Raw genomic sequence first — 22804 nt, 5'->3', positions numbered from 1 at the left:
TCGTAGGTTGGGGTGAGGTACGAACCCCAGCGTGATCAATCAAGTGTTTATCTGAACGATTAGAGCAGTTCGTAGGTTGGGATGAGGCACGAATCCCAACGCGATCTATTGAACAATCTTGAGTTTCCATATGAGCGATTAACAGCGTATTTAACTGCCCAAGTAGCTTTATTCCCTGACAGACCTTTAATGCTAAGTCTCTTTGAAATCCAATATTCAAAAGAAAGCTATGAGCAAGTCCCTTGTACATAGCTTTCTTAGCTACTTGTTGAGTAGTGCTTCATTCCGGTAGAATCTGGCGCACATAATTTGATAGCGCTTTTTGCTAAATAACTAAAAACACAGGAGTCGCTTGTGGAACTCGCATGTCTTGACCTGGAAGGTGTACTGATCCCTGAGATCTGGATCGCTTTCGCTGAAGAAACCGGAATTGAAGAGCTTAAAGCGACCACCCGTGATATTCCTGACTATGATGTGCTGATGAAGCAGCGTCTGCGTATTCTGGATGAGCATGGACTGACACTGCCGCAAATTCAGGCGACAATTGACCGTTTGTCACCGCTGGAAGGTGCCGTCGAATTTATCGATTGGTTGCGTGAACGTTTCCAGGTCGTGATCCTGTCAGATACCTTCTATGAGTTTGCCGCACCTTTAATGAAGCAGCTGGGTTATCCGACTCTTCTGTGTCATAAACTAGAAGTGGACGAGAGTGGTCGTATTACTGACTACACACTGCGTCAGAAAGACCCAAAGCGCCAGTCTGTTCGTGCCTTTCAACTGTTGAACTACCGTGTGATTGCCGCGGGTGATTCTTACAATGACACCACCATGCTGACTCAGGCTGAATCGGGTGTACTGTTCCATTCACCACAAAATGTTATCGATGAATTCCCGCAGTTCCCAGCGGTACAGTCCTTTGAAGATCTGAAGAAAGAGTTCATCAAGGCGAGTAACCGCGAACTCACTCTTTAAGAGTGGTTGCCTGTTGTTAGAACGTCGCTGCGCGACTCGCTAGATAAGAATTAAGAGCGCTCATGCGCTCTTTTTTTGTCTCTCGGGTGTGCCAATATTTTTAAGGCTGAGGTCTGCCTGAAATCTTTCCTGCATAATGGGGAGGACTATGAATAAATAGGTTAAATTATATTCATTCGAGTTACTCAGAATTTAACGTCACAAGAGCCTTCGTTGGACTATTGTTAACTGGTCGATAAACACTTAATTCTCTAGAGCTATAAACAGATATCATGACGCGAAAAACATTAAGCTTGAAGGTGAAAAAGAATAAAAATGCGGTACCCGTAGATGCAGTGGACCAGTTTGATGGTGACCCACTCAAGCGTTTTGCAAATGGCGTAGTTATCCATCCTACACCCGGTATTCGCCTAGAGGCAGGTTCTAAGGAACTCTCCATGCGAGCGATGGATTTGATCACGCCCATTGGAATGGGACAGCGAGGTTTGATTGTTGCTCCTCCAGGTTCTGGTAAATCCACTATGTTGAAACATATATGCCAGGCCGTGGGAGAAGCTTACCCCGAGATAAAGCTATACGCATTGCTCATCGATGAGCGCCCTGAAGAAGTGACTGATTTTAAGCGCAACGTAAAGGCAGAAGTTCACGCTTCATCCTCCGATGAAAGTTATGCCCAGCATGTTCGTGTGGCTAATGAGCTTCTTAACACCGCCCGTAAGCAAGTTGGGGAAGGTCATGATGTCATGATTGTCATAGACTCACTCACGAGGCTCTCACGGGTTCATAATGCAGAGCGTAAGAGTAGCGGCCGTACAATGTCAGGTGGGGTTGACGCTCGAGCCCTGGAAATACCACGTAAACTGTTTGGCGCTGCGAGAAAAATTGAGAATGGTGGCTCGCTAACGATTTTGGCGACCATACTGGTTGATACCGGAAGCCGGATGGATCAGGTGATATTTGAGGAGTTCAAGGGTACCGGTAATATGGAAATCGTATTATCGCGCGAGGTGGCGAACCACCGGGTTTTCCCCGCGTTGGATATTTCAAAAAGTAGCACGCGCCGTGAGGAACTTCTTCTCAATTCTAAAGAGATTCAAAGCGTAAGAGTTTTGCGTAGAAGTCTTACCAATCTTAAACCGTTGGAAGGTGCCCGCAAGCTTGTTGAGTTATTAGAAAAGTACCCAACGAATGCCGAGCTGTTGAAGGACTTTTCACCAACATAAATGATGGTAGAACTCTTAACTTACATAACAAAGTGCTAAGCGTTTTTTTGAGGTGTAAGAGTGCAGAAAATTTTGGTATTTGGAAACTCCGGCGCTGGTAAATCGACTCTCGCGAAAGAGTTGTGCGTTAAGCGTGGGTTAGCTCACCTGGATTTAGATCTGCTTGCATGGCTGCCTACAACGCCTCCTTCAAGAAAACCGTTAGTGGATTCTCAGAAAGAGATTTCTAAATTTATGGAATCTAACGAAGCTTGGGTCATTGAAGGCTGCTATTCAGATCTGCTTGAGATGGCGTTGCCAGAGTCTGATGAAGTTATATTTATGAATCTGCCGATTGATGCCTGCATAGCAAATGCCAAGAGCAGGCCATGGGAGCCCCATAAATATGCCACTAAGAAAGAACAAGATGCGAATTTAGCCATGCTGCTGGACTGGATAGCTCGGTACCCTGAAAGGACAGATACTTTTTCTCTGGCCGCCCACCGTGATCTGTATAACAGATACGCTGGCAAAAAGAGTATGTTTACCAACAATGAAAGAAGCGCGTAACAAATCAAAAAATTTCTCTCGTCGACCTTGCGCTGGCAGCCTCGCTACAGTTTTTAGTTTTTCGAAACCTAGAGGTTAATTAGACCTGCTAATCGGTTTTTGTAGTTGTTAGTATCTCGTTTTTGAGCCAATCACGTAGCCCTTTGAATCGGTTTGTTTCGGCAAAACTGGCTGAGCAGACGAGCCAGTAACCTGACTTCATACGGACCGGTGCGCCCAACGTTTTGAGATACCCTGCCTCAATATCGCCTTCGACAAGTAGTGTTCGACCCAGACCAATACCCATGCCACCAATAACTGCCTGCAACATCAGATCTGCACGATCAAAATGGTACTGCGGCTTAAAGTCTTTATTTACTGATTCAATCTCTTCGTAGTAATAATCCCAACTAAAATCGGTCTTATCGGTTTCGCCGCGACGATCAGCAAGGAATGTGGTTTCTGGGTTGGTTAAAAGGGTCTCATCATTGGTTCGGCCATCAAGATAGGCAGGGCTCACAACAGGTTGAATCCAGCTATGGGAGAGGCGTGTAGCATGCAGCCCTGGATACGGACCCTGACCAAACCGGATAGCTGCGTCGGCTTCATTGGCGTGGAAGTTGACTGTTTCCTCGTTCACATCCACTGATATGTTCAAACCCTTGGCTTGCGCATTCGGCAATACTGGGATTAACCATTTCATCGCCAGTGATGAGGGCAAAGACAGATGTATCAGGTTTGTCGACTGGCTGCGTTCTAGTTTATCGAGTGCGATATCCCATCTGGACATAGTATCTGAAGCGGCATGACACAGAATCTCTCCAACTTCAGTCAATCGCAGCTGCCGGGTGGTGCGATCAAAGAGCTTGTGGCCCAGTGCGTCTTCCAATGATTTGGTTCTATGGCTAATAGCCGACTGGTTTACCTTTAGCCGTTCGGCAGCTCGAGTAAAGCTCATCTCTTCACCAATAGCGGCCAGCATAGGGGAGGCGTTAATCAGCTTGGCAATCGTTTCGTTGCTATCCATATTAATGAGCTAAGCTCATGTTCATATGAGTTCCTATGTCATGTTAGTTGCTTTAAGTTTGTTAATACGAACTATATCAATAATTAACTCTGAGAATAGCATGAACAAAACTCATATAACTACGAAAACTATTTCGGCTCATATTGTCAATGGCTTTGTCACCGGCGGCATTGGCGGCAATCCTGCAGGCGTCGTATTGGATGCCGATGAACTGAACGAAAACGAAATGCTCAGGATAGCGGCGAACATCGGTCTTTCAGAAACCGCGTTTGTTTCTTCGTCAGAAACGGAGGGGGTTAAACTCGACTTCTTCACCCCCAACCGTCGGATCGCCCATTGCGGTCATGCTACTGTTGCAACGTTCTCTTACCTAGCAGAACTTGGGCGTGTGTGTGAAGGGGATACATCCAAAGAAACCGTCGATGGTCCACGCAAGATTTCGATCAAGAAAGGCGCTGCCTATATGGAGCAGTTGGCACCTAAGTATCGGCTACCGAGAGATTGGGAAAAAGATGATGTAACAAAGGCTGACCTGCTGGAGTCTCTCGGGCTAACTGAAAGCGAGCTGGATGGTAGTCCTATCTTGGTGAACACCGGAAATAGTTTTATCGTCGTTGGGGTGAAGGAGGGGGCAACGCTAAGCGACTTAAAACCCAACTTCGATCTAATCTCGGGTATCAGTGAAAAATTAGATTTGATCGGTTACTACGTATTCACAACTGATCGCAATGCAACCAACAAAGACGCAATAACTCGGATGTTTGCACCACGCTATGCCATAGAAGAGGAGTCGGCTACCGGGATGGCAGCAGGGCCGCTGGCCTGTGTGCTCCGTGATTTCCTGGACATAAAAAAAGAGACTTTTCAAATCGAACAGGGTCAGTTTATGGAACCCGCATCTCCAAGCCTGATCAGGGTAGAGCTTGCTGTTGAAAATGGTGAGATTCAAAACCTTATGGCTGGTGGTAATGGAAAGGTGTCAAAAAGCCTCAGTATCGATTATTAAAACCTGCTGCTAGTGGCAAATGTTGCCTCCTCAGGTGCATGAAAGTCTGTGCAATGCGCTAGAAAGAATTAGAGCGCTCAGGCGCTCTTTTTTATCGCTTTCGGGGTTCTTGCGGGAATGGCTGAGGCTGTTCTGAAGGCTTGTCGGTCTCTTGAAAAGAGAAAGAGCTAACGGAATAAACGACAAAGACCGAGCACAAAGCAGATCAAATATATTTGGTTCATTAAGCGTTTTTATAACCGGCGGAAAAAGCGTAAGCTAACTCCGGTTGCTCTTAGCTGCTATCGGTGAAAACAAGCCTTTCCTTTAGCCATCACTAGCAATAAATTCTTCAGCATGAATTTGAGATTATTATGCTGGGTATCGACTGTAAAAAATGAGTTAAAGGGGCGGCGTCTGTTGTCAGATTTTGATGCGAATTTACACGAACTTACTTACCAAAATGTATGGGCTGGCTTTAAGCAGTTAGTGCCTATTTCTCTTTTTGTGGCGGTGTTCGGATTAGCCTTTGGGTTGGCGGCTACTCAGGTAGGTCTGGATGATTCTTCAATCATCGGCATGAGTGCGCTTGTCTTTGCCGGTGCTTCACAGTTTTCAGCTTTGGAACTCTGGGGGACTCAAGTTGCCATAATCCCGCTGGCAATTACTATATTTGCTATCAATGCCCGACATCTTCTTATGGGGGCGACGCTGTACCCTTGGTTGCGCCATCTTCCTCCCGTAAAACGCTATGGCGTTATGTTGTTTGTCACAGACCCTAACTGGGCTATGTCTATGCAAGCCTTTAGCCGCGGCGAGCCGGCTATGGGGCTTTTATTCGGCGGTGGTATTTCGCTCTGGATTTTTTGGGTATTAGGCACCTGGCTGGGTTTATTTTTTGGTAGTGCCATTAATGACCCCGTAAGTCTGGGGCTGGATATGGTGATGGGCTGCTTTCTGTTGGCGATGGTGTTTGGAGGGCAAAAGAACCTGCGTGTACTCATTATCTGGATAGTGGCTGCATTCTCATCGCTTATGGCTTACTGGTATCTACCGGCCAATAGTCATGTTGTGGTTGGAGCTCTGGCGGGGGGAATACTCGGTGCCATATGGATGGAAAAACAACAATGACTATAGAGACGACAGGCTTTGGTGCCCTTATCATCATTTTAGTGATGGCGGCGGTGACTCTGGTAACACGCTGGGGTGGGGTCTATGTGATGTCGTTCGTCCCCATTAGCTATCGAATACGACAGTTCATCAGTGCGATGTCGGGCTCAGTATTGGTGGCGCTGTTAACACCTTTAGCGATTAACGGAGACAACGGCGCCCGGTTGGCTTTATTGACCACGGCAATCAGCATGTTGCTCCTGAAGAAACCACTGCCATCGATCGCTTTAGGAATACTCGCAGCGGCGCTGTATCGGCAGATATGATTATCAAATTAGAGCGCTCCCGGAATAGAATTTAAGTCCAGCTTGCTCCTTATTGTCTTTGTATTGCCATTTCAAAAGCCGAACATTGTTAGGTTCTGATCATACGAACCGGACTAATTCAGATTTTCGATTGATCTGTAGTTTTTTAAACGCTCGTTTTTTGTAGGTGGTGATGGTTGATTCCGACAATCCAAGCTCATTACCAATCGATTTTGCGGTATGGCCCTTAAGAATCATATTACAGATCTGAGCTTCCCGTTCTGAAAGGCCGGAGGCGAGTAGGGATTTAATCACACCACGTTGTTTTCGCTCATCACGGAAATGCTTTAGCAGCAATGACCCTATCAGTGAGGATATCAGCTTCAGTGAGTCCAGCTGACCTTCGGCAAAGCCATCCTCCTTCTTGCTATAGAAGTTCACATAAAAGATATGTTGGCTTTCCCGGTCCAGCACGACTAATGAGAATTTGGTGTCGAAATTTGGGACGTTAAAAAAACGTCTTCGATAAACGTGAGGAAGCTCTCTTTTTTCCAGCAGGCGGTACGGTGATACGTCAGTTTGAGAGAGTACGGACTCCTTCAGCTCTTTCAGCATCGGGTCATCCAGATAGGCTCCATCCAGGTAAAGTGATGCCAGTTCGAGTCCCTGATCAGGACGATCCACATTATGGGCCAGACGGCAGGTGGCGTAATCGCCATTTGGTGAGAACTCAAACACCATATATTGATCGATCTGGGCGAGGGTTTTCATCATTTGAAAGAACCGAGGATAAAACTCACCGCTGCCGAGCCGGTCTATACAGCCCGCAATCAACTCAGGTATATCCTGCCAAATATCTCGTGAGCCTTGCATCTACACCTTCACCTCTAATTCCACTATAACGCCAAGAATAGCTCTATAACTGAATTATCTCCTGCAGGGGCTTAATCGTGACGTCCTCGGTCAACACTACAGCTGAGGGAGTCATTAATCGACGTTGACCCGCTGACCAGTTTTGCTGGTCATTAACGTCAGCTATGCCAGAGTATTCTTCGTGGCATAAATGGACGCCATCTATGTTGAAGTAAGAATCGCCATTAGCAGTGAAATTACATATAAAAAGCATACGTAAAACTTGGCATAACAGTTTGTACATCTGTGTTTTAACAATGTCGAAAAGCTGGTGGCGCCTCCTAAAATTACTCTTTTAAGAGGCGCTTTAGTATTTAAATTTTGCCTTATGAAATCATAAAGGCATCAAAAAAGTCACTCAATTCATCATAGGCATTGAGGGGTAATATATTGGCAATATGTTGATCGGGTCGCACCACAATCATACAGCCGCTAGAGCGATCTATGCCGCGTTGCTCAAATATATCGTTACCTTCTTCAGCATGAAAAACCTTTTCGTAATCTCTCAGTCCGTACTTTCCTTTGGCTGGCCATAGGTAATCAGGCATCTCCTCCATTAATAGATCTTGTTGCTGAAATACAGCATAGCAATCAATCACAGAATCTATATCGGTAGCATCAGGTGTATATTTTCGTACGGGTGAAGACTCAGCGTTGGCTAAGAACTGTATCAGCTTGTATGACTCAGAAGAGGCATCTACCGGGTTTTGTTTATTGCCAAAGATGAAAATGCGCCAGCGACCATCAGCTTTATTCAGATGCCCTAAGTGCTGTCTTCTACCATCTGCAACCCGGATAGCCTCGGCTGAATGAAATCGTTGGCCAATCTTAAATCCACTAGCCAATTTCTGATTCTCTGCACCCGTACAGATGTATGAAGGGTTGTACTCGATAGAGGTACCAGCAATAAAACCATTCTGCCGGGCTATGAATTTTTCAATATCGGCCGTATTTGTTTCAGTCTGGGCTGCACCATTACTGGACGTAGGACGAGTTGCCATCAATTTTGACATCTCTTTATCTGCGTTAATTAGCTGATACGCAACTTTTCGACGCTCTGACGCATAAGTCTGCAGCAGTTTTGGCTGAGATTTACCCAATAAAACAGCAGCCAGCTTCCAACCCAGATTGAAGGTGTCTGGCAGTGAAGTATTCAAACCCCAGCCGCCTTTAGGGCTGTGTGTATGACAGGCATCGCCAGCAACAAATGCGCGGGGAATAAGACCTTCTGTATTATCAGCAGGCGTGTCATCAAACCTGTCTGCTACGCGTTGTCCAACCTCATAGATTGACCACCACGCCACTTCTTTAACTTCGAATTTATATGGGTTCATGATGAGTTGAGCCTTGGCAATAACATCGTCGACGGTAAGATCGAGACTTGACGCTCTTTCATCTTTACCCAGGTTGTCGAGCTCTACATATAGCCTTACCAAGTAGCCACCTTCACGGGGGACGATCATCACCGCACCGTTTTCTTTTGACTGAATAAAGCTCTTAACTCTAATGTCGGGGAAGTCTGTAACACATAATACATCCATGACGCCCCAGGCCTTATTCGCTGAATCTCCCTCTAAAACTATCGATAGGCCCTTGCGAACAGCGCTTCTTGCTCCATCGGTTCCTACAACATATCGCGCTCGAACCGTTTCGACTTTGGATGATGAGGAATCGTTACGCTCAAAGGATGCCGTAATAGGGTGTGCGTCTAGATCCTGGGTAAGGCTGGCATCAACCTCTAACTCAAGCAATCGACGACTGTAATGGGGAACAAGGTGTGTGACTGACTCCTCCATGCCATCTAGCAATAACTCGTGTAATCGTGCCTGATTAACTACCACATGCGGAAACTCAGAGAGGCCAATTCTTGCATCGGGAACTTTGTGAGTACGCTTTATGTTATTGGGCTGCTCGTTGTCAGGCTCCCAGAATGCATTCTGATTCAGCGGATAAGCTTCTTTAACAAGCATTTCGCTGTTGTTAAATGCTTCCATAATCTCCATTGTGCGACAAGATATTCCATCCGCCTGGCCAAACAACAGAGGGCCGTCTTTTAAATCAACAATACAGGTTTTAATGCCGGCGAATTCTGATAACTGCCTTGCCATCGCTAAGCCTGCAGGGCCACAGCCGATAATTAACACATCTACTTCTTTTGGAAGATCTGCAATAGGTGGCTGAACGTATGGTTCTCGAGCTTCATCTGGAATCTGGTAGTTGCCGGGTTTAAAACCATTGAGATGATACTGCATCACATAATCCTCTTAGCTTACTTAGCTGGCCATTATTATTTTTGTATATCGTTTTTTTACATTCATCATTTACTGATGATGCAAAGTCTACGTGGATAAGTGCAGAGAGCCTGTCATCTAAAAATGGGGACTCTGGAATCACTACTGGCTTGTAGGTTTGGAGTTGGCTTTATACGTCTGGTGATTGTTCTAAATAGCCTGCATGAACATGGCTATCGAAGCAGCTGAGGAGTTTACTCTTGTAGAGGGGTGGTGGAGTTGTATCAATTACATAATAGAAACTGGCAATTTTATTTTGGTGCGAAGCTGAAACTAAAAACAGATGCTTTCTCCGTCTGCTTTGGTCGGGTAAGCAGCCTAATTGTTTTGGGCAGAACAAGAACAAACCTTTGATTGGTTTTGCGCCAGAAGCCGTCTTCGTATGAAAACTTCAATATCATTAAATAGCCTGTTCTGACTCACGAATAAAGCACAGAAACTCGTCAAAGGGTAAAGGCTTACTGAACAAAAAACCCTGAAAGAACGTACAGCCTTCTTGTGAAAGAATAGCTGCCTGTTGCTCCTCTTCAATGCCTTCGGCTACCATTTTCAGCCCAAGGCTTTTAGACATCGCAATGATTGCAGTGACCAAGGCCCGGCTTTGTTTATTTGAGGTTAAATCGTTAACAAAAGCTCTATCGATCTTTAGCGTTGATATAGGGTACTTATGTAAATAACTTAACGATGAATAGCCCGTGCCAAAGTCATCGATAGAAATTCCCACTCCCATGCGTCTGAGTTCCTCTAATTGTTCTAATATACATTTGTCATCGTTCAACATAAGACTTTCAGTAATCTCAAGAACAAGCCTGTTCGGGCTGAGACCGAAGCGTTCTAATGCTTTACCTACTAATAAAGGAATATTGTTTTTCTTAAATTGATAACTTGAAACATTGATAGAGACAAAGAAATCTTCAGGGCAGGTGGGCAGTATGGAGGAGATCTGACGACAGGCTTCGTTCAAGACCCATTCGCCAATGGTTAAAATTAAACCGGTGTCTTCCGCCAGTGGAATGAATTCTGCGGGGCTTACAATCCCCATATCAGGGCTTTTCCAGCGAATAAGCGCTTCACTGCCGACGATGTTTTTTGTAGTAGAATCGACTATAGGTTGGTAATAAAGAACAAACTCATTCTGATTTACGGCTCTGCGTAAGGAGTTTTCAAGTAGGCGTCGTTTTTCTGCATCTTTGTGCATTTCACCAGAATAATATTGAAAAGAGTTACGCCCATTTTCCTTAGCCTTATACATTGCGCTATCAGCGTTTCTCAGGAGATCATCGATGGTAATTCCATCATCTGGATAGACCGTTACCCCAATGCTGGCTGACAGATAAACTTCGTTACCTTCAATTTTATATAGCTTAGACAGGTTGTTAAGAATATTCCGGATGGAGTCTTCTACATGATGAATATCGGGCACGTCAGGAAAGATAACAGCAAATTCGTCACCTCCTAACCTGGCTGTAGTATCTGATTTTCGAACATGGCTGTAGAGCCTGGAGGAGACCTCTTGTAATAGCTTGTCACCGAACGTATGGCCAAGGCTATCGTTTACCTGTTTGAAGCGATCGAGGTCAATGAAGAGGAGGGCAACTCGGCTATTTTTTCTATCGGCGCGGTCGATTGCTCTTGAAAAACGATCGGCCAATAAATGGCGGTTAGCCAGACCAGTGAGAGCATCATAATTCGCTTGATACTCTATCTTCTCTTCGTATTCTTTCCTTTTTGTAATATCACTGAAGAGTGAGACATAGCCGCCTATGTCCCCTTGATCATTCTGTATTGCAGAAACAGTTAACCATTCAGGATAAATCTCTCCATTTTTTCTTCTATTCCATATCTCGCCTTCCCATTCGCCGCATCGCTGAAGGGTTTTAAGCATTTCGATATAGAAATATGCATCATGGCGTCCTGATTTGAGAACAGAAGGTGTTTCCCCCAGGACTTCATCTATTGTGTAGCCGGTAATGGTTGTAAATGCTTTATTGACTTTGATGATGTGATTATCGATATCAGTAACCATCACGGCCTCAGTTGCCGTTTCAAGAACGGTAGCCGCAAGCTTTAATTCTATCTCTTTCTTCTTCCGCCCTGAAATATTACGATCTACACCTCGGTAACCTTTGAATATGCCTTGAGAGTCAAAAATCGGAACACCACTGGTTTCTATGTATACGAGTGTCCCGTCTTTATGAATATTAATATTCTCAAGGCCAGAAAAGGTCTCTCTTTGCTCCCAGATTGATGTGAAAGAAAGCCTGACTTTTTCTGCTTCTTCCTTGGGCATAAAATCGAACGGCTTTTTTCCAACGAGTTCTGCAGCGGTATATCCTAGGAGTCCATCTGGGGAAGAACTAGAAAAACTGTATTCTACGTTTTCATTTACCTCCCAAATGAAGTCAGAAGAACAATCTACAAGATCACGGTATTGCTTCTCTTGATCGATTAACCGCTCCATGATGTTAAGGCGATCATATTCTGCGGCTACACGCCCGACTACCAAATCGAAATACGTCTGAATAAAGCCTTCATTGAGTATCGGCTTACTATGTAAAGCCACAATCAAGCCGAAAGGAGCTCCTGTAAGGGAAAAGAGGGGTGCTCCAACGTAACCTTCTATCCTTAGGTCTTTAAGCAAGGTATCTGTAGGAAAGGAGCGCTGAATACCCTCCTGATAAAAACATGCACTCTGGCCAATTACCCCATCGCATGGGGTTCCTGACAGCTCATAAGTAATGTTTTCAGATAAGCTGCCATGGGCATATACCGCTTTTGTTTGGATGGCAGATTTGTTGGCTGTAAGTTCTCCGATAAAAACCATATCAATCTTTAAGGCGTTGCTGAGATACTCAACCAAGGCCTCAAAGTACTCCTGACCAATCTTGGAAGAAGTCGCTTCCGAAAGATTCGCAATACCAAGGGAAATGTCTGAAAGCTTCATGACTCCGCCTGATTACAACTGATTAGCCTGTAGAGTAGCAAAGCCTGATGCCAATAATCATTAGAACCTAATGGATTAAATGACCACTTTGGTGAAGATATATATTGGTTCTACCATCCGATCACACCCTTTGAGGTTAATGATAAGTTGCAACATAGCCAATGGCGGGTGCTAAGTGATTATCGGGCTACGAACAAGCAATAAATGCGGCGTGCGTATTTTCTATCCTTTGCTCTAACCTCATTTCTTACTCGTTTTGGACCGTAGTTGTCGCATCCATTATATTCCGTGTGGCAACAAGCGGGCAGTGCGCCTTACCTAACTAATGACTGAAGCAGCTATTTGGTTATTTACAGATCCCTGATTTTACTTTATGTTTCTACCCTATTTTGCCGTGTTATCGTCTGAAATAAACCAGAGGCCTCGATGCAATTTCTTCGAAGAGGTTGTAGGGCAGCTGGTTACCGAAACAGGATGATAGGTGTAGGCAATATGAAAGAGGCAATGAAGTTTTGCTAACGTGCTGATAAATATTGCTTTTTTTACTGGAACTATGTGTGAAGAGAATGCTTGAGAAACTAAAAAAATTGAGTGGATTCAGATATAAGCAGGACCGTTGGCCTGTCTTTATCGTTCTCGCCCTGACCGTTATTGATTTTGTTTTGTATTTTACAGTCAGCAATATAGCCATTCTGAGCGGCTATTATCTGTTGATGCTAATTCCCAAGGGAATTATCTGTGCCTGGAATCACCACCACCAACACCTTTTCACATTTAGACAAACTTTTCTCAATCGTGGTTTAGAGTTCGTTTACGCCTTGCACACAGGGGTTACTACACACCTTTGGCGCCTGCACCATGTATTGGGCCACCATTTGAACTTTCTCGATCAAGAGCAGGATGAGAGTCGCTGGAAGCGCAAAGACGGAACCCGAATGGGTGTGATCGAGTACACGCTCATTGTCGCCCTGACAGCTTACACACGGGGCTATAGCGTCGGTAAAAAGTACCCTAAGCAGTTATCTCCCTTTCTTATTTATACGGCGCTAACATTCATCGTCGTTGCAATACTTGTTTGGTATAAACCAGTCGCTGGTTTAATGCTATTTGTCTTGCCGATGATCACCAGCCTCCTGTTCACCGCTTATGTGACATACGAGCATCATTCAGGTCTTGATACAGAAAATGAATTTGAAGCGTCCTACAACAATCTTGACCCGCTTTTCAATCGTCTGACCGGTAACCTGGGCTACCATACTGCACACCACCATAAACAAGGTGTTCATTGGTCTAAATTGCCTGCACTCCATGCGGAAATTGAAGATAAAATCCCTGCGGCCCTTTACCAAAAATCAATATTCACTCGAATGTTTTTGGGTGGCTGATATAAAGGCAGTTGCTAGATGCTAAATGTGGCTTCGCCACTGGCTAGAAAATGATGAAGAGCGCTTAGGCGCTCTTTTTTTTCGTCTAAAGATCAGGGCTTCATAGGTCGGGCAGTGGTAATTTACAAGCGATTGCTAGTGCATGGGTGATGGTTGTTTTCTGATAGTTCGCGACTATTCTTATTTAAAACTCTTGTTTTAATACAATCAAATGCAGCTAAGCGCCAAGTGAGTTTTCTTTAAACTCGACTGTTGTAACGCCTTGGAAACGTTATCCGGCCTGACTATATGCCCGATTAACATTAAAACAACATGCGTAAAAATTATGTGTTTTTGATGAGGGGGAGGCTCTTGTGATGAGCGCTTATCAAAGAGCTTTGTTCGATGAGCTTTGTCGCTAGTTGAACTGATTGCCTAAGTTTACCAACGACGATAGAAGGGAGTCAGATATGTCTACGCTGAACACACTACTAGGGTTTGCCAAACGAATACCTGGCGTTGCTAACCTTGCCAATCGAGTCGCTTCTAATAAGTTGGCGTCAGCCACAACACCCAGGCCCCATAGTTATAGCTTGTGGTCGCCCCTCGATAAAGTTGATTCATCCCCCAGTAACTATCTGACCTGGCACACGGTCACGGATAAAAACTACTTCGATCGGCATCTTGCCCCAGCAGATGATCGCTTCATGAAAGCCTTACCCTCAAATGAAGGGACGACTGAATTCCCTTTCGGTGAAGTGACGGCGTTATTCGAGCGAAAACATGGGATGAAGAAAGACAGGTCATCAGTCTTTTTTATGTTTGTTGCTCAGTGGTTCACCGACGGTTTTTTCCGTTCCAGTCATCTCGACTTTAGACAGACAACTTCAAACCACAATATCGACCTTGCCCAGATATATGGGTCTAACGAAGCCGTTGCACTGATGCTTCGTTCAGGTGAGGGCGGCAAGCTGCGTAGCCAGATGAAAGAGGGGGAAGAATACCCGGACACGCTTGGTGAGCTTGATGGCGATGGTGTCTGGCAGGTTAAAGATCGTTACAAAAACCTACCTTACATAGCCGATAAAGAGTGGATGGAGTCTATTTTCGGTGGGTTAAGTGATTCACAGAAAGCGAAGTTATTTGCGACAGGTTTAGAAAGAGGTAACTCAATCGTTGGGCATATGGTGATGAGTACCTTGTTTCTGAGGGAGCACAACGGTATCTGTGATCAGCTGGCCAGCAGAAACCCCAGCTGGGATGATGATCGGTTATTCCACACCGCTCGCATAATCAATACCGTTATCCTGATGAAACTTATCATCGAAGATTATGTAAATCACATTGCTGGACTCGATGTCTTGGTGATGGACACTTCATTCGTTGAGAAGCAGCAGTGGTACCGTACTCCCTGGATAGCCGCTGAATTCAATCTACTCTACCGATGGCATGGGCTGGTACCTGATGCGTTAAAGATAGCGGGTAGAGACGAGAGTCTGGTTAAAAACTTTGATCTGCTAACCAATGAAGGTCTGAGCAATCTGTTAGAAGCATCAACACTGCAGGTGGCCGGCAAAATTTCACTGGATAATGTCCCCGGGTTTTTAATGCCGGCAGAGCAAGCGATGATCAACAAAGGGCGAGATTGGCGATTAGGGTCTTTTAATGACTATCGCGTCAAATTTGGTCTGTCTCGGCTAGAGTCGTTCGATCAACTGACGGATGATGCTAACCTCAATAGAAGCCTCAAAGCGCTCTACAGCGATATCGATAATCTGGAACTCACGGTAGGGCTGTTCGCAGAAGACGGCAGCAGCACGCTGACAGGCGAGCTACAGACCGCAATGGTTGCCTACGATGCGCTGACTCAGATATACACGAATCCTTTACTGGCTAAGGAGAACTTCTGTGACAAACACTTCACCGCTTACGGTATGGAGCGAATCGAGGCGACAAAATCGTTTCAGGATCTGTCCGACCGTAATACCAAGCGACGGGTGAAAGTTAGCGTTGAGAGGCAGAAGTAAAACCGTGGCTCGTTGTTCGAACGTCACAAAAAACGTGACTTGCTCGTCGCTCGAAAAAGCCATCAAAAACCAACTTTAACACCTAAAAATATCACCACCGAGAACACGGAGAAGGACCGTTAACTAGCCTCTATCCGCTTTTCTCTGTGCTCTCTGTGTCCTCGGTGGTAAAAGCTCTGAAGTAGCGGCTTGATGATCTGTTATCCTATGCGCTTCCCTCAAATAACAGCCAATTTATGATGATCCGATCTTTTTTACCCCCCTGGTGGGCAAAAAGTCCACATGTGCAGACGATTTTACCTGTGTTTGCAAAGGTAGAGTCCCCAGCGCTATCCCGCCAACGCCTGGAATTAAGCGATGGTGATTTTATCGATCTTGATTGGTTGGGTGACCCCCAGAACGCCAGCAGCATTATCGTTATTTTGCATGGCCTGGAAGGGAGCTCTGATTCCCATTATGTACGCCGCTTATTGCGAGATTGTCATCGGTTAGGTTTATGCGCTGTTGTGCATCATCATCGTGGTTGTTCTGGCGAACCGAACCGTTTGGCTCGCAGTTATCATAGTGGAGATACTCAAGATATTAGAGGCTCCTTAGCGTATCTCCAACAGCATTACCCCCAAGCAAAGCTGTGCGCTGTTGGTTATAGCCTAGGGGGGAATGTATTGGCTAAGTATCTAGGAGAGTTGCAGGGTGATAGCGCCATAGGCCGCGCCGTTGTTGTCTCGGCTCCTCTGCAATTATCATCCTGTGCCAAACGACTAGAAAAAGGTTTTTCGACCCTTTACCAATGGCATCTGATTAAGCAGCTTCGAGAGAAACTCACCGAAAAATTTAATCATCGAACCATTGTTGATCAAGCATCAGTCACGCAGAAGCAAGTCAGTACACTGAAAACATTTTATCAATTTGATCACCGGGTGACGGCACCATTACATGGTTTCGAGGGTGTTGATGATTACTATGCGAAAGCTAGCGGGCTACCTTATCTGACGCAAATTAAACGGCCAACGTTAGTGATACACGCCGCTGATGACCCGTTCATGAATGCAGATGTCATCCCTTCAACTAACCAGTGCTCCGCAGATGTGACTTATGAGCTGCATCAACATGGTGGTCATGTCGGCTTTATTGATGGGGGCTCTCCATTCAAACCACGCTACTATCTAGAGCAACGCATACTCCATTTTCTGACGATAAATAAAGCCGTTGCTACTGATGAAGCAGTCGCTAGTGGTTAGACGTAGCTTCGCCACTTGCTAGAACGTCGCTACGCGACTCGCTAGGAAAAGATTAAAAGCGGCAAACTGTAAATAAAGGCAGGACTCAATGAAAGAGATCACACGAATTAATCATATTGGACTTCGGGTTAGAGATTTAGATATCTCTAGAAAATTCTACGAGCAGTTAGGATTTAAATTCATTGCAGGCCCGGTTGGTCCAGAGCCCGCGGCTATCGTAGAGCATCCATCAGGCATCAATATTAATTTCATTCTCAACGCATCTGATGACGCACCTGAGGATAATATTCTAATGAAACAGGATATAAAATATCCTGGCTACACGCATATCGCGTTGGAGATAACTGACGCAGAGGTCGTGTCTAAGAAAATTGAAGATCTGGGAATAACAATCACTGAACGGGTAGAGATTAATGGTGCAAAATTCTTCTTTATCAGAGACCCGGACGATAACGTCATAGAACTTCATCAGGCCTCAAATAAGAGCAGTAGCTAGTGGTTAGACGTGGCTTCGCCACTTGCTAGAACGTCGCAATGCGACTGCTAGGGAAGGACTAAAAGCCGTAGCGCGTTGTTCGATCGTCACATTCACATGGGATATTAAGTCAGAATGATCAAGGACAACTTTCTCAATAACATATTCCAAGGAAAGGTAAAGCAAAGCTTTGGCCTAGAGACAGGGATGGAGAAATCGCCTGTTGAAGGTGATATTTACCTGTCTATTGAAGGCCTAGAAGGTGACGCCTGTGCGGATAAAAATCACCATGGTGGCTTAGAGCGTGCCCTTCATCAGTATCCATCTGAACACTACAAATATTGGTGCAAGCGATATGGGGCAGGGGTTCAATGGCATGCGCCGGGAATGGGAGAGAATCTTAGCTCTACGGGTATGACAGAGCAGAACGTTTGCATCGGCGATCGTTTTAGCTGGGGCGATGCCGTCATTGAGATAAGCCAGCCTCGCTCACCCTGCTATAAACTCAATACACGTTGGGGCATAGAAGACTTTTCACTTCATATGCAGGAGATCAGTCGATGCGGGTGGTTATATCGAGTGATCGAGCCCGGAATAGTGAATGTTGATAAGCCTCTTCAACTGATAGAGCGCGTTCCTGACGCGCTAACGGTTCGTGAAGTATGTGATATGTACTTTGGAAACCCACTCGATCAAGAGGGTTTGTGTAGACTGAAACAGCAAGCTAGATTGTCTGATAGTTGGATGCAAAAAGTTGTACAGCGTATGGAAACAGGTGAAGTTGAAAATTGGAATTTTCGATTATTAGGTCATGCTTAAACGTTGAGCATTAGTTGAGTGTGAAGATTTGGAGCAGTAGCTAGTTTTGGAGCAGTCGCTAGTGGTTAGACGTGGCTTCGCCACTTGCTAGAACGTCGCTACGCGACTTGATGCTCTGTAATCTCATGGGTCAGTTAAAGGGGGCAGACCCCTTTAGTTCCATCATAGTTGGTGGTGTTAGAACATAGTGCTTGATTTTTCGGCTAATAAATCCAAATAACCCTTATCCAGGCCTTTTCTTGAAAGGTAGTTAGTACCGCCCTTATGGATGACTATAAAGCCCTTCTCAGTGGTCTTTAATTCATCAATATCGTTCCAGAGGATACTTTGCTGGTGGTGGGTGCTGTCGCTATAGATACCTTGATCATCAATCCGAATATTGACCCGGCTACCGGCCCTGCTACTGAGCATTTGACGGGTTACCCACCAACCACGTTTATAGCGAATAGATAGCAGTTCAACAGCGCCGAGGGTGAGTAGAAACCATGCAATATAGGCTGCAGACTCTACGGCAAAAAATACACTGGCAAGAATGACCAGTAAAATCACCTGACGGTATGTTTTGAGGCTGATAGTAGTATTGGCAGATTCGTCAAAGCACTCAGTGAAGTATTCACGATTGAGGATATAGTAGCTGCTCTGATCGGTACTGGTGCTGCTGTTAGGGTGAGCGGTGTCTGTCATGCTTGGCCTGGCGATGGTGAGGGGCAATGTTGTAGGAACGCTAGTGTAGCAAATCTGGCTAATGAAGCTTAATCAGTTAAAGGGCTCTGATCCCTTTAGTCTTTAAAAAAACCGTGCTCGTTGTTCGAACGTCACAAAAAGCGTCACTTGCTCGTCGCTCGGGTATCGCTACGCGACTTGTGGGGCAAGATTTGAACAGTGGCTTGAAGCTCTATTATCTCATGAGTTTCTATGTAATTATTAGGCAATCAAGGAAAAGAACACACCAGCTCAGGGAGTCAGAGTGAGAATGAATCTTCTTAATGCCCATTTCAAAGATTGTCAGCCGATAGACGATACGTTGTCGAGCATTTCCACGCTAAGAATAAAATCAATTACTCTGACCCCATTGATTCTCGGATATTAAACCTGATCCGAATGTTCCATTACCTCAACCAATAAGAGGCATTATATCTTTGCCTTACAATCGAGACGAATGGGCCTAACAAGTTACTTAAACGGAACTAAAGCAGTGGGTTACGTTTCGCTTCGCTCCACATTATAACCCACAATTTTAGTCCGCTTAGCAAGGCGTTAGGCTCTTAAGCGAATACTTGAAATACCTCTAAGGAAAGTTGCAGTGACAAATGAAGAAAGCAATGAAAATGAAAAAATTAAAGGCTTAATGTCAAGTGGCGCAGAAATAGCTGGAGGTGCACTCGGAGGTGCATTAGGTTTTTTAGCTGGAGGGCCTATTGGTGCAGCTGCGGGTGGCGCAGGTGGAGCTGCAGTTGCCGTTGCATTAAAACATATTGGAACTGAAGTAAGTGATAGGGTTTTGGCACCAAGAGAAAAAGTAAGAGCTGGTGGTGTTTTAGCAATTGCAGCATCAAATATTGATAAGAGAATCAATGCTGGTGAAAAAACCAGAGAAGACAATTTTTTCACAACCACACCAAATAGTAATCGCTCCAAAGGCGAAGAAATAGTAGAAAGTGTAATTCTCAAGGCACAGAAAGAACCCGAAGAGAGAAAAATCCCATTCATGGGTAATCTCCTGTCTAATATCTCTTTTGATAAAACAATAAGTGTAGAACTAGGTCATCAAATTATAAAAACTGCAGAGCAGCTTACCTACAGACAGCTATGTATTTTGAAGCTTTCAGCAGTTAGAAGTCAGTTAAATATAAGACAGCAGGATTACAGGGGACAAGACTCATTTCCGAAAGAGCTTTATCAAGTTCTTTATGAATTTCTTGATCTTTACAGCCGAGGGCTAATAAATTTTGGTGGGGATGTCGCTTTTGGTCCAACAGATGTAAAGCCCGGAGCTACAACAATCCAAGGAATGGGGGCAGATGTTTTTAACTTGATGGGGCTGATTGACATACCTGATCAAGATGTTTTAACTATTGCCAAAACGGTGTCTTAGAAATCAGAGCCTAACAAGAAATTCCAGCAGATGCCTACGGCGCAGCTGAATTAGGCGTTAACTGTCAGGAGCATAACGTGCAGGAAGCAAAGAGATTCGTCATAGCTTACAAAGATGAACTAGATAATGGTCTAAGCGGGTACACACTCATTATCACCACAAAACCCGCAGGCGAAGTTATGGGGGCTCGCTCCTCTGCACAAATTCTAGTAAACGAGCCTATCTCCCCTGAAAAGGAATCTGAGATACGGGTCACTATGAAAATGCTAAACCTAAAAACCAATAAATGGTTTACCGAAAAAGATACTCCTCATTCAGCAAAGTATGTAAAAGCAAAATTAGGTTTTTCATTTTTTGGTAAGTTATTTAACCGCAACAGTTAACAAGGTGCTCAAGCAAGGACGCGCTAACGCGTGCCCTTTATTGAGGCGTTATATACCTGATGCGGTTATGCACTAAGATTTAGAATGAGGATATTCAATGGATTTACCACCTTGGAAAGAACTGGCTCCTATATTTGCTGTTCTTTCACCAATTTTTGTACTCCTATTATCAGGGATTTGGCTTAATAAATCGTTAGAGAAGTTAAAAAGCCGCTTACAACTAAATCATGCAATAATTCAAAAAAGAGCAGATATCTATACTGAAATTCAAGAAGATCTAAACAACATATACTCTTACATTAAGCGAGTAGGTAATTGGAAAGCTTTAACACCAATGGATGTTCTTGAATACAAGAGAAAAGTAGATCAGAAAATTCATTCGACTAAACCCTATTGGTCGAAAGACATGCTGAAAAACTACGATGATTTTATGGAGGCTTGTTTTGTCACAAATCGCGGACACAATATAGATGCAGGGATAGTTGCAGAAGTAGATAAATACAAAAGACTTGGCTCATGGAATGATGACTTTGAAATTCATTACGATGGTGTTTTTAATGAGGCAACACTAGATCAAGCAAACGATAATCTTATGTCAGCACTGTCAAAAGATTTTGGTGTGGAATAACTATGATAAATGGTACGGCTAAGTTTAATATTGTTTGGGGTGACATAACTAAAGCTACAGTTGATGTAATCGTTAACGCTGCTAAAACTAGCCTGTCTGGTGGAAGTGGTGTTGATGGAGCAATCCATAAGTCTGCTGGCGAAACAGTTTTACAAGAATGTTTAGCGCTTGATGTTGTTGACGGTGTTCGATGTCCTACAGGCGAAGCTCGAATAACGAAAGCAGGAAACTTAAACTGTAAATATATAATTCACACTGTTGGTCCAATATTTAGTCAGCATGAAAATCCGGAGCAGTTTCTAAGACTAGCCTATGTGAACAGTATTGAGTTAGCTTTAAAGAATAGGTGTAAATCGATAGCCTTTCCAGCAATTTCATGTGGTAAATACGGTTACCCATATGATGAGGCAATAGATATCGCGTTTTCCAGTTTGGAGCCTTACTTGGGGTTGGAAATTAGCATATATTTTTATGTCTTCGAACATAGCCTGTACCAGAAGTACCTTGAAAAATTAGAAGTTTTGTAAAAAGGCATATAACAAGTCGCTACACACAGAAATTTTACTCGCTGCGCTCCCAAAATTCCGGTGAGCGAGGCGTTAGCAATCAAGGAATACACCGTACATGAGAACGAAGAGTTTATTTCACTTTACTAGCGATTTAGAAACATTATTTCTGATAATGGAAAACGGATTTTGGCCAAGATTCTGTTATGAAGATATAAGTTGGTGCAGCGATGAGAAGTTCTTTTTAAATGCAATGGTTTGCTTTTGCGATATACCTCTACGTAAGTTAGAAAGCCATACTGAATTCTATGGCCGATATGGGATAGGAATGAAAAGAGAGTGGGGAATACAAGAATCAATGGGGTCAGAGTCATTGATTTTGTAGTTTGAGGTGTTACTTCGCTTCTGTCTTGTTGGGATTCGTTCCTCCCCCCAACCTACGGACTAACGATTTTGAGTATGAGAAAGAAGCCGAAGTGAGGTTTTCCTCATAACAATCAGATCAAGATCGCCCCTACGGGGCTGGAACACAGCAAGCTGCGCCCCCTTATGTATGGCGTTAGGTCTATAAAAGGTAAATCATGAAAGTATGGAATCAAGATAAATATCAGGAGGCATGGAATTTTGCCTCTAATATACACAATGGTCAGAAATTACCAGGCAGTGATATACCTTATATAAACCACCTTGGGCTGGTTGCGATGGAAGCAACTACAGCTGTTGCTCATACAAGTATTAAGAATCCCAATCTTCTTGTTTTATGTGCATTGTTACATGACACAATTGAAGATACTTCGGCTAACTATGACGACATTAAATGCAAATTTGGTAGTGATGTTGCGAAGGGTGTCCTGGCACTAACAAAAAATACAGAGCTTTCATCAAAATCAGAGCAGATGAAAGACAGCATTAATCGAATAAAGAATCAGCCTAAGGAAGTGTGGATGGTTAAATTATGTGACCGAATTA

The 22804-nt window shown here is 44.3% G+C and carries 22 protein-coding genes; 17 read left to right on the top strand and 5 right to left on the bottom strand.

The features are described from left to right. Window positions 1-354: 354 nt before the first annotated feature. From thrH to QZZ54_RS17245, 3 genes are all read left to right on the top strand, one after another. Window positions 355-972, top strand: a complete 618-nt coding sequence (thrH, locus tag QZZ54_RS17255; RefSeq protein ID WP_290704863.1) for a bifunctional phosphoserine phosphatase/homoserine phosphotransferase ThrH — start codon at window positions 355-357, stop codon at window positions 970-972. Between the two features lie 272 nt (window positions 973-1244). After that, window positions 1245-2195, top strand: a complete 951-nt coding sequence (rho, locus tag QZZ54_RS17250; RefSeq protein ID WP_290704861.1) for a transcription termination factor Rho — start codon at window positions 1245-1247, stop codon at window positions 2193-2195. Window positions 2196-2255: 60 nt separating this feature from the next. Continuing rightward, window positions 2256-2744 carry an AAA family ATPase gene (locus tag QZZ54_RS17245; protein WP_290704858.1) on the top strand — a complete coding sequence of 163 codons (489 nt, stop codon included), beginning with the start codon at window positions 2256-2258 and terminating at the stop codon, window positions 2742-2744. Between the two features lie 88 nt (window positions 2745-2832). Here the strand turns inward: QZZ54_RS17245 and QZZ54_RS17240 are convergent, their stop codons facing one another. Next, window positions 2833-3750 carry a LysR substrate-binding domain-containing protein gene (locus QZZ54_RS17240; RefSeq protein WP_290704855.1) on the bottom strand — a complete coding sequence of 306 codons (918 nt, stop codon included), beginning with the start codon at window positions 3748-3750 and terminating at the stop codon, window positions 2833-2835. Between the two features lie 100 nt (window positions 3751-3850). Between QZZ54_RS17240 and QZZ54_RS17235 the strand changes: the two genes are divergently transcribed. From QZZ54_RS17235 to QZZ54_RS17225, 3 genes are all read left to right on the top strand, one after another. Continuing rightward, window positions 3851-4756: a PhzF family phenazine biosynthesis protein gene (locus QZZ54_RS17235; RefSeq protein ID WP_290704852.1), complete on the top strand. Its 906-nt coding sequence runs from the start codon at window positions 3851-3853 to the stop codon at window positions 4754-4756. Between the two features lie 399 nt (window positions 4757-5155). After that, complete coding sequence (locus QZZ54_RS17230) at window positions 5156-5866, top strand: AzlC family ABC transporter permease (RefSeq protein WP_290704849.1); 711 nt, start codon at window positions 5156-5158, stop codon at window positions 5864-5866. Then, complete coding sequence (locus QZZ54_RS17225; protein ID WP_290704846.1) at window positions 5863-6171, top strand: AzlD domain-containing protein; 309 nt, start codon at window positions 5863-5865, stop codon at window positions 6169-6171. Before QZZ54_RS17230 ends, QZZ54_RS17225 begins: the two co-directional genes overlap by 4 nt. 99 nt (window positions 6172-6270) lie before the next feature. Here the strand turns inward: QZZ54_RS17225 and QZZ54_RS17220 are convergent, their stop codons facing one another. The 3 genes from QZZ54_RS17220 to QZZ54_RS17210 form a co-directional block, all read right to left on the bottom strand. Further along, window positions 6271-7023, bottom strand: coding sequence for a helix-turn-helix transcriptional regulator (locus tag QZZ54_RS17220; RefSeq protein WP_290704843.1), 753 nt, complete (start codon window positions 7021-7023; stop codon window positions 6271-6273). A 365-nt stretch (window positions 7024-7388) separates the two neighbouring features. Further along, on the bottom strand, window positions 7389-9314 hold the full coding sequence (locus QZZ54_RS17215) for an FAD-dependent monooxygenase (protein ID WP_290704840.1): 1926 nt from the start codon (window positions 9312-9314) through the stop codon (window positions 7389-7391). A 439-nt stretch (window positions 9315-9753) separates the two neighbouring features. Beyond that, window positions 9754-12297, bottom strand: a complete 2544-nt coding sequence (locus tag QZZ54_RS17210) for a bifunctional diguanylate cyclase/phosphodiesterase (protein WP_290704837.1) — start codon at window positions 12295-12297, stop codon at window positions 9754-9756. A 566-nt stretch (window positions 12298-12863) separates the two neighbouring features. Between QZZ54_RS17210 and QZZ54_RS17205 the strand changes: the two genes are divergently transcribed. From QZZ54_RS17205 to QZZ54_RS17185, 5 genes are all read left to right on the top strand, one after another. After that, window positions 12864-13682 carry a fatty acid desaturase gene (locus QZZ54_RS17205; protein ID WP_290704923.1) on the top strand — a complete coding sequence of 273 codons (819 nt, stop codon included), beginning with the start codon at window positions 12864-12866 and terminating at the stop codon, window positions 13680-13682. Between the two features lie 449 nt (window positions 13683-14131). After that, complete coding sequence (locus QZZ54_RS17200) at window positions 14132-15688, top strand: peroxidase family protein (RefSeq protein WP_290704834.1); 1557 nt, start codon at window positions 14132-14134, stop codon at window positions 15686-15688. A gap of 236 nt (window positions 15689-15924) precedes the next feature. Next, entirely contained in the window at window positions 15925-16929 is a 1005-nt protein-coding gene (locus QZZ54_RS17195; protein ID WP_290704831.1) for a hydrolase, read from the top strand. 88 nt (window positions 16930-17017) lie between these two features. Beyond that, on the top strand, window positions 17018-17425 hold the full coding sequence (locus QZZ54_RS17190) for a VOC family protein (protein WP_290704828.1): 408 nt from the start codon (window positions 17018-17020) through the stop codon (window positions 17423-17425). Window positions 17426-17611: 186 nt separating this feature from the next. After that, the gene (locus tag QZZ54_RS17185; protein ID WP_290704825.1) at window positions 17612-18223 is read left to right on the top strand and encodes an MOSC domain-containing protein; all 612 of its coding nucleotides are present in this window, start codon (window positions 17612-17614) and stop codon (window positions 18221-18223) included. Between the two features lie 177 nt (window positions 18224-18400). Here QZZ54_RS17185 and QZZ54_RS17180 read toward each other — a convergent pair whose 3' ends face one another. Next, window positions 18401-18907: a YcxB family protein gene (locus QZZ54_RS17180; RefSeq protein WP_290704822.1), complete on the bottom strand. Its 507-nt coding sequence runs from the start codon at window positions 18905-18907 to the stop codon at window positions 18401-18403. Between the two features lie 619 nt (window positions 18908-19526). Between QZZ54_RS17180 and QZZ54_RS17175 the strand changes: the two genes are divergently transcribed. From QZZ54_RS17175 to QZZ54_RS17155, 6 genes are all read left to right on the top strand, one after another. Next, window positions 19527-20318, top strand: coding sequence for a hypothetical protein (locus QZZ54_RS17175; RefSeq protein ID WP_290704819.1), 792 nt, complete (start codon window positions 19527-19529; stop codon window positions 20316-20318). Window positions 20319-20395: 77 nt separating this feature from the next. Continuing rightward, entirely contained in the window at window positions 20396-20701 is a 306-nt protein-coding gene (locus QZZ54_RS17170) for a hypothetical protein (protein ID WP_290704816.1), read from the top strand. Window positions 20702-20798: 97 nt separating this feature from the next. After that, complete coding sequence (locus QZZ54_RS17165; RefSeq protein WP_290704814.1) at window positions 20799-21329, top strand: hypothetical protein; 531 nt, start codon at window positions 20799-20801, stop codon at window positions 21327-21329. A 2-nt stretch (window positions 21330-21331) separates the two neighbouring features. Continuing rightward, on the top strand, window positions 21332-21856 hold the full coding sequence (locus QZZ54_RS17160) for a macro domain-containing protein (protein ID WP_290704811.1): 525 nt from the start codon (window positions 21332-21334) through the stop codon (window positions 21854-21856). A gap of 97 nt (window positions 21857-21953) precedes the next feature. After that, window positions 21954-22220: an abortive infection system antitoxin AbiGi family protein gene (locus QZZ54_RS19210; protein ID WP_366645836.1), complete on the top strand. Its 267-nt coding sequence runs from the start codon at window positions 21954-21956 to the stop codon at window positions 22218-22220. A gap of 196 nt (window positions 22221-22416) precedes the next feature. Next, window positions 22417-22804: HD domain-containing protein (locus tag QZZ54_RS17155; RefSeq protein WP_290704808.1), on the top strand; the 388-nt coding region annotated here is incomplete at its 3' end.

This window comes from Amphritea sp., assembly GCF_016744155.1.
Taxonomy (GTDB): domain Bacteria; phylum Pseudomonadota; class Gammaproteobacteria; order Pseudomonadales; family Balneatricaceae; genus Amphritea.
This window is presented reverse-complemented; position numbering and strand designations above follow the sequence as displayed.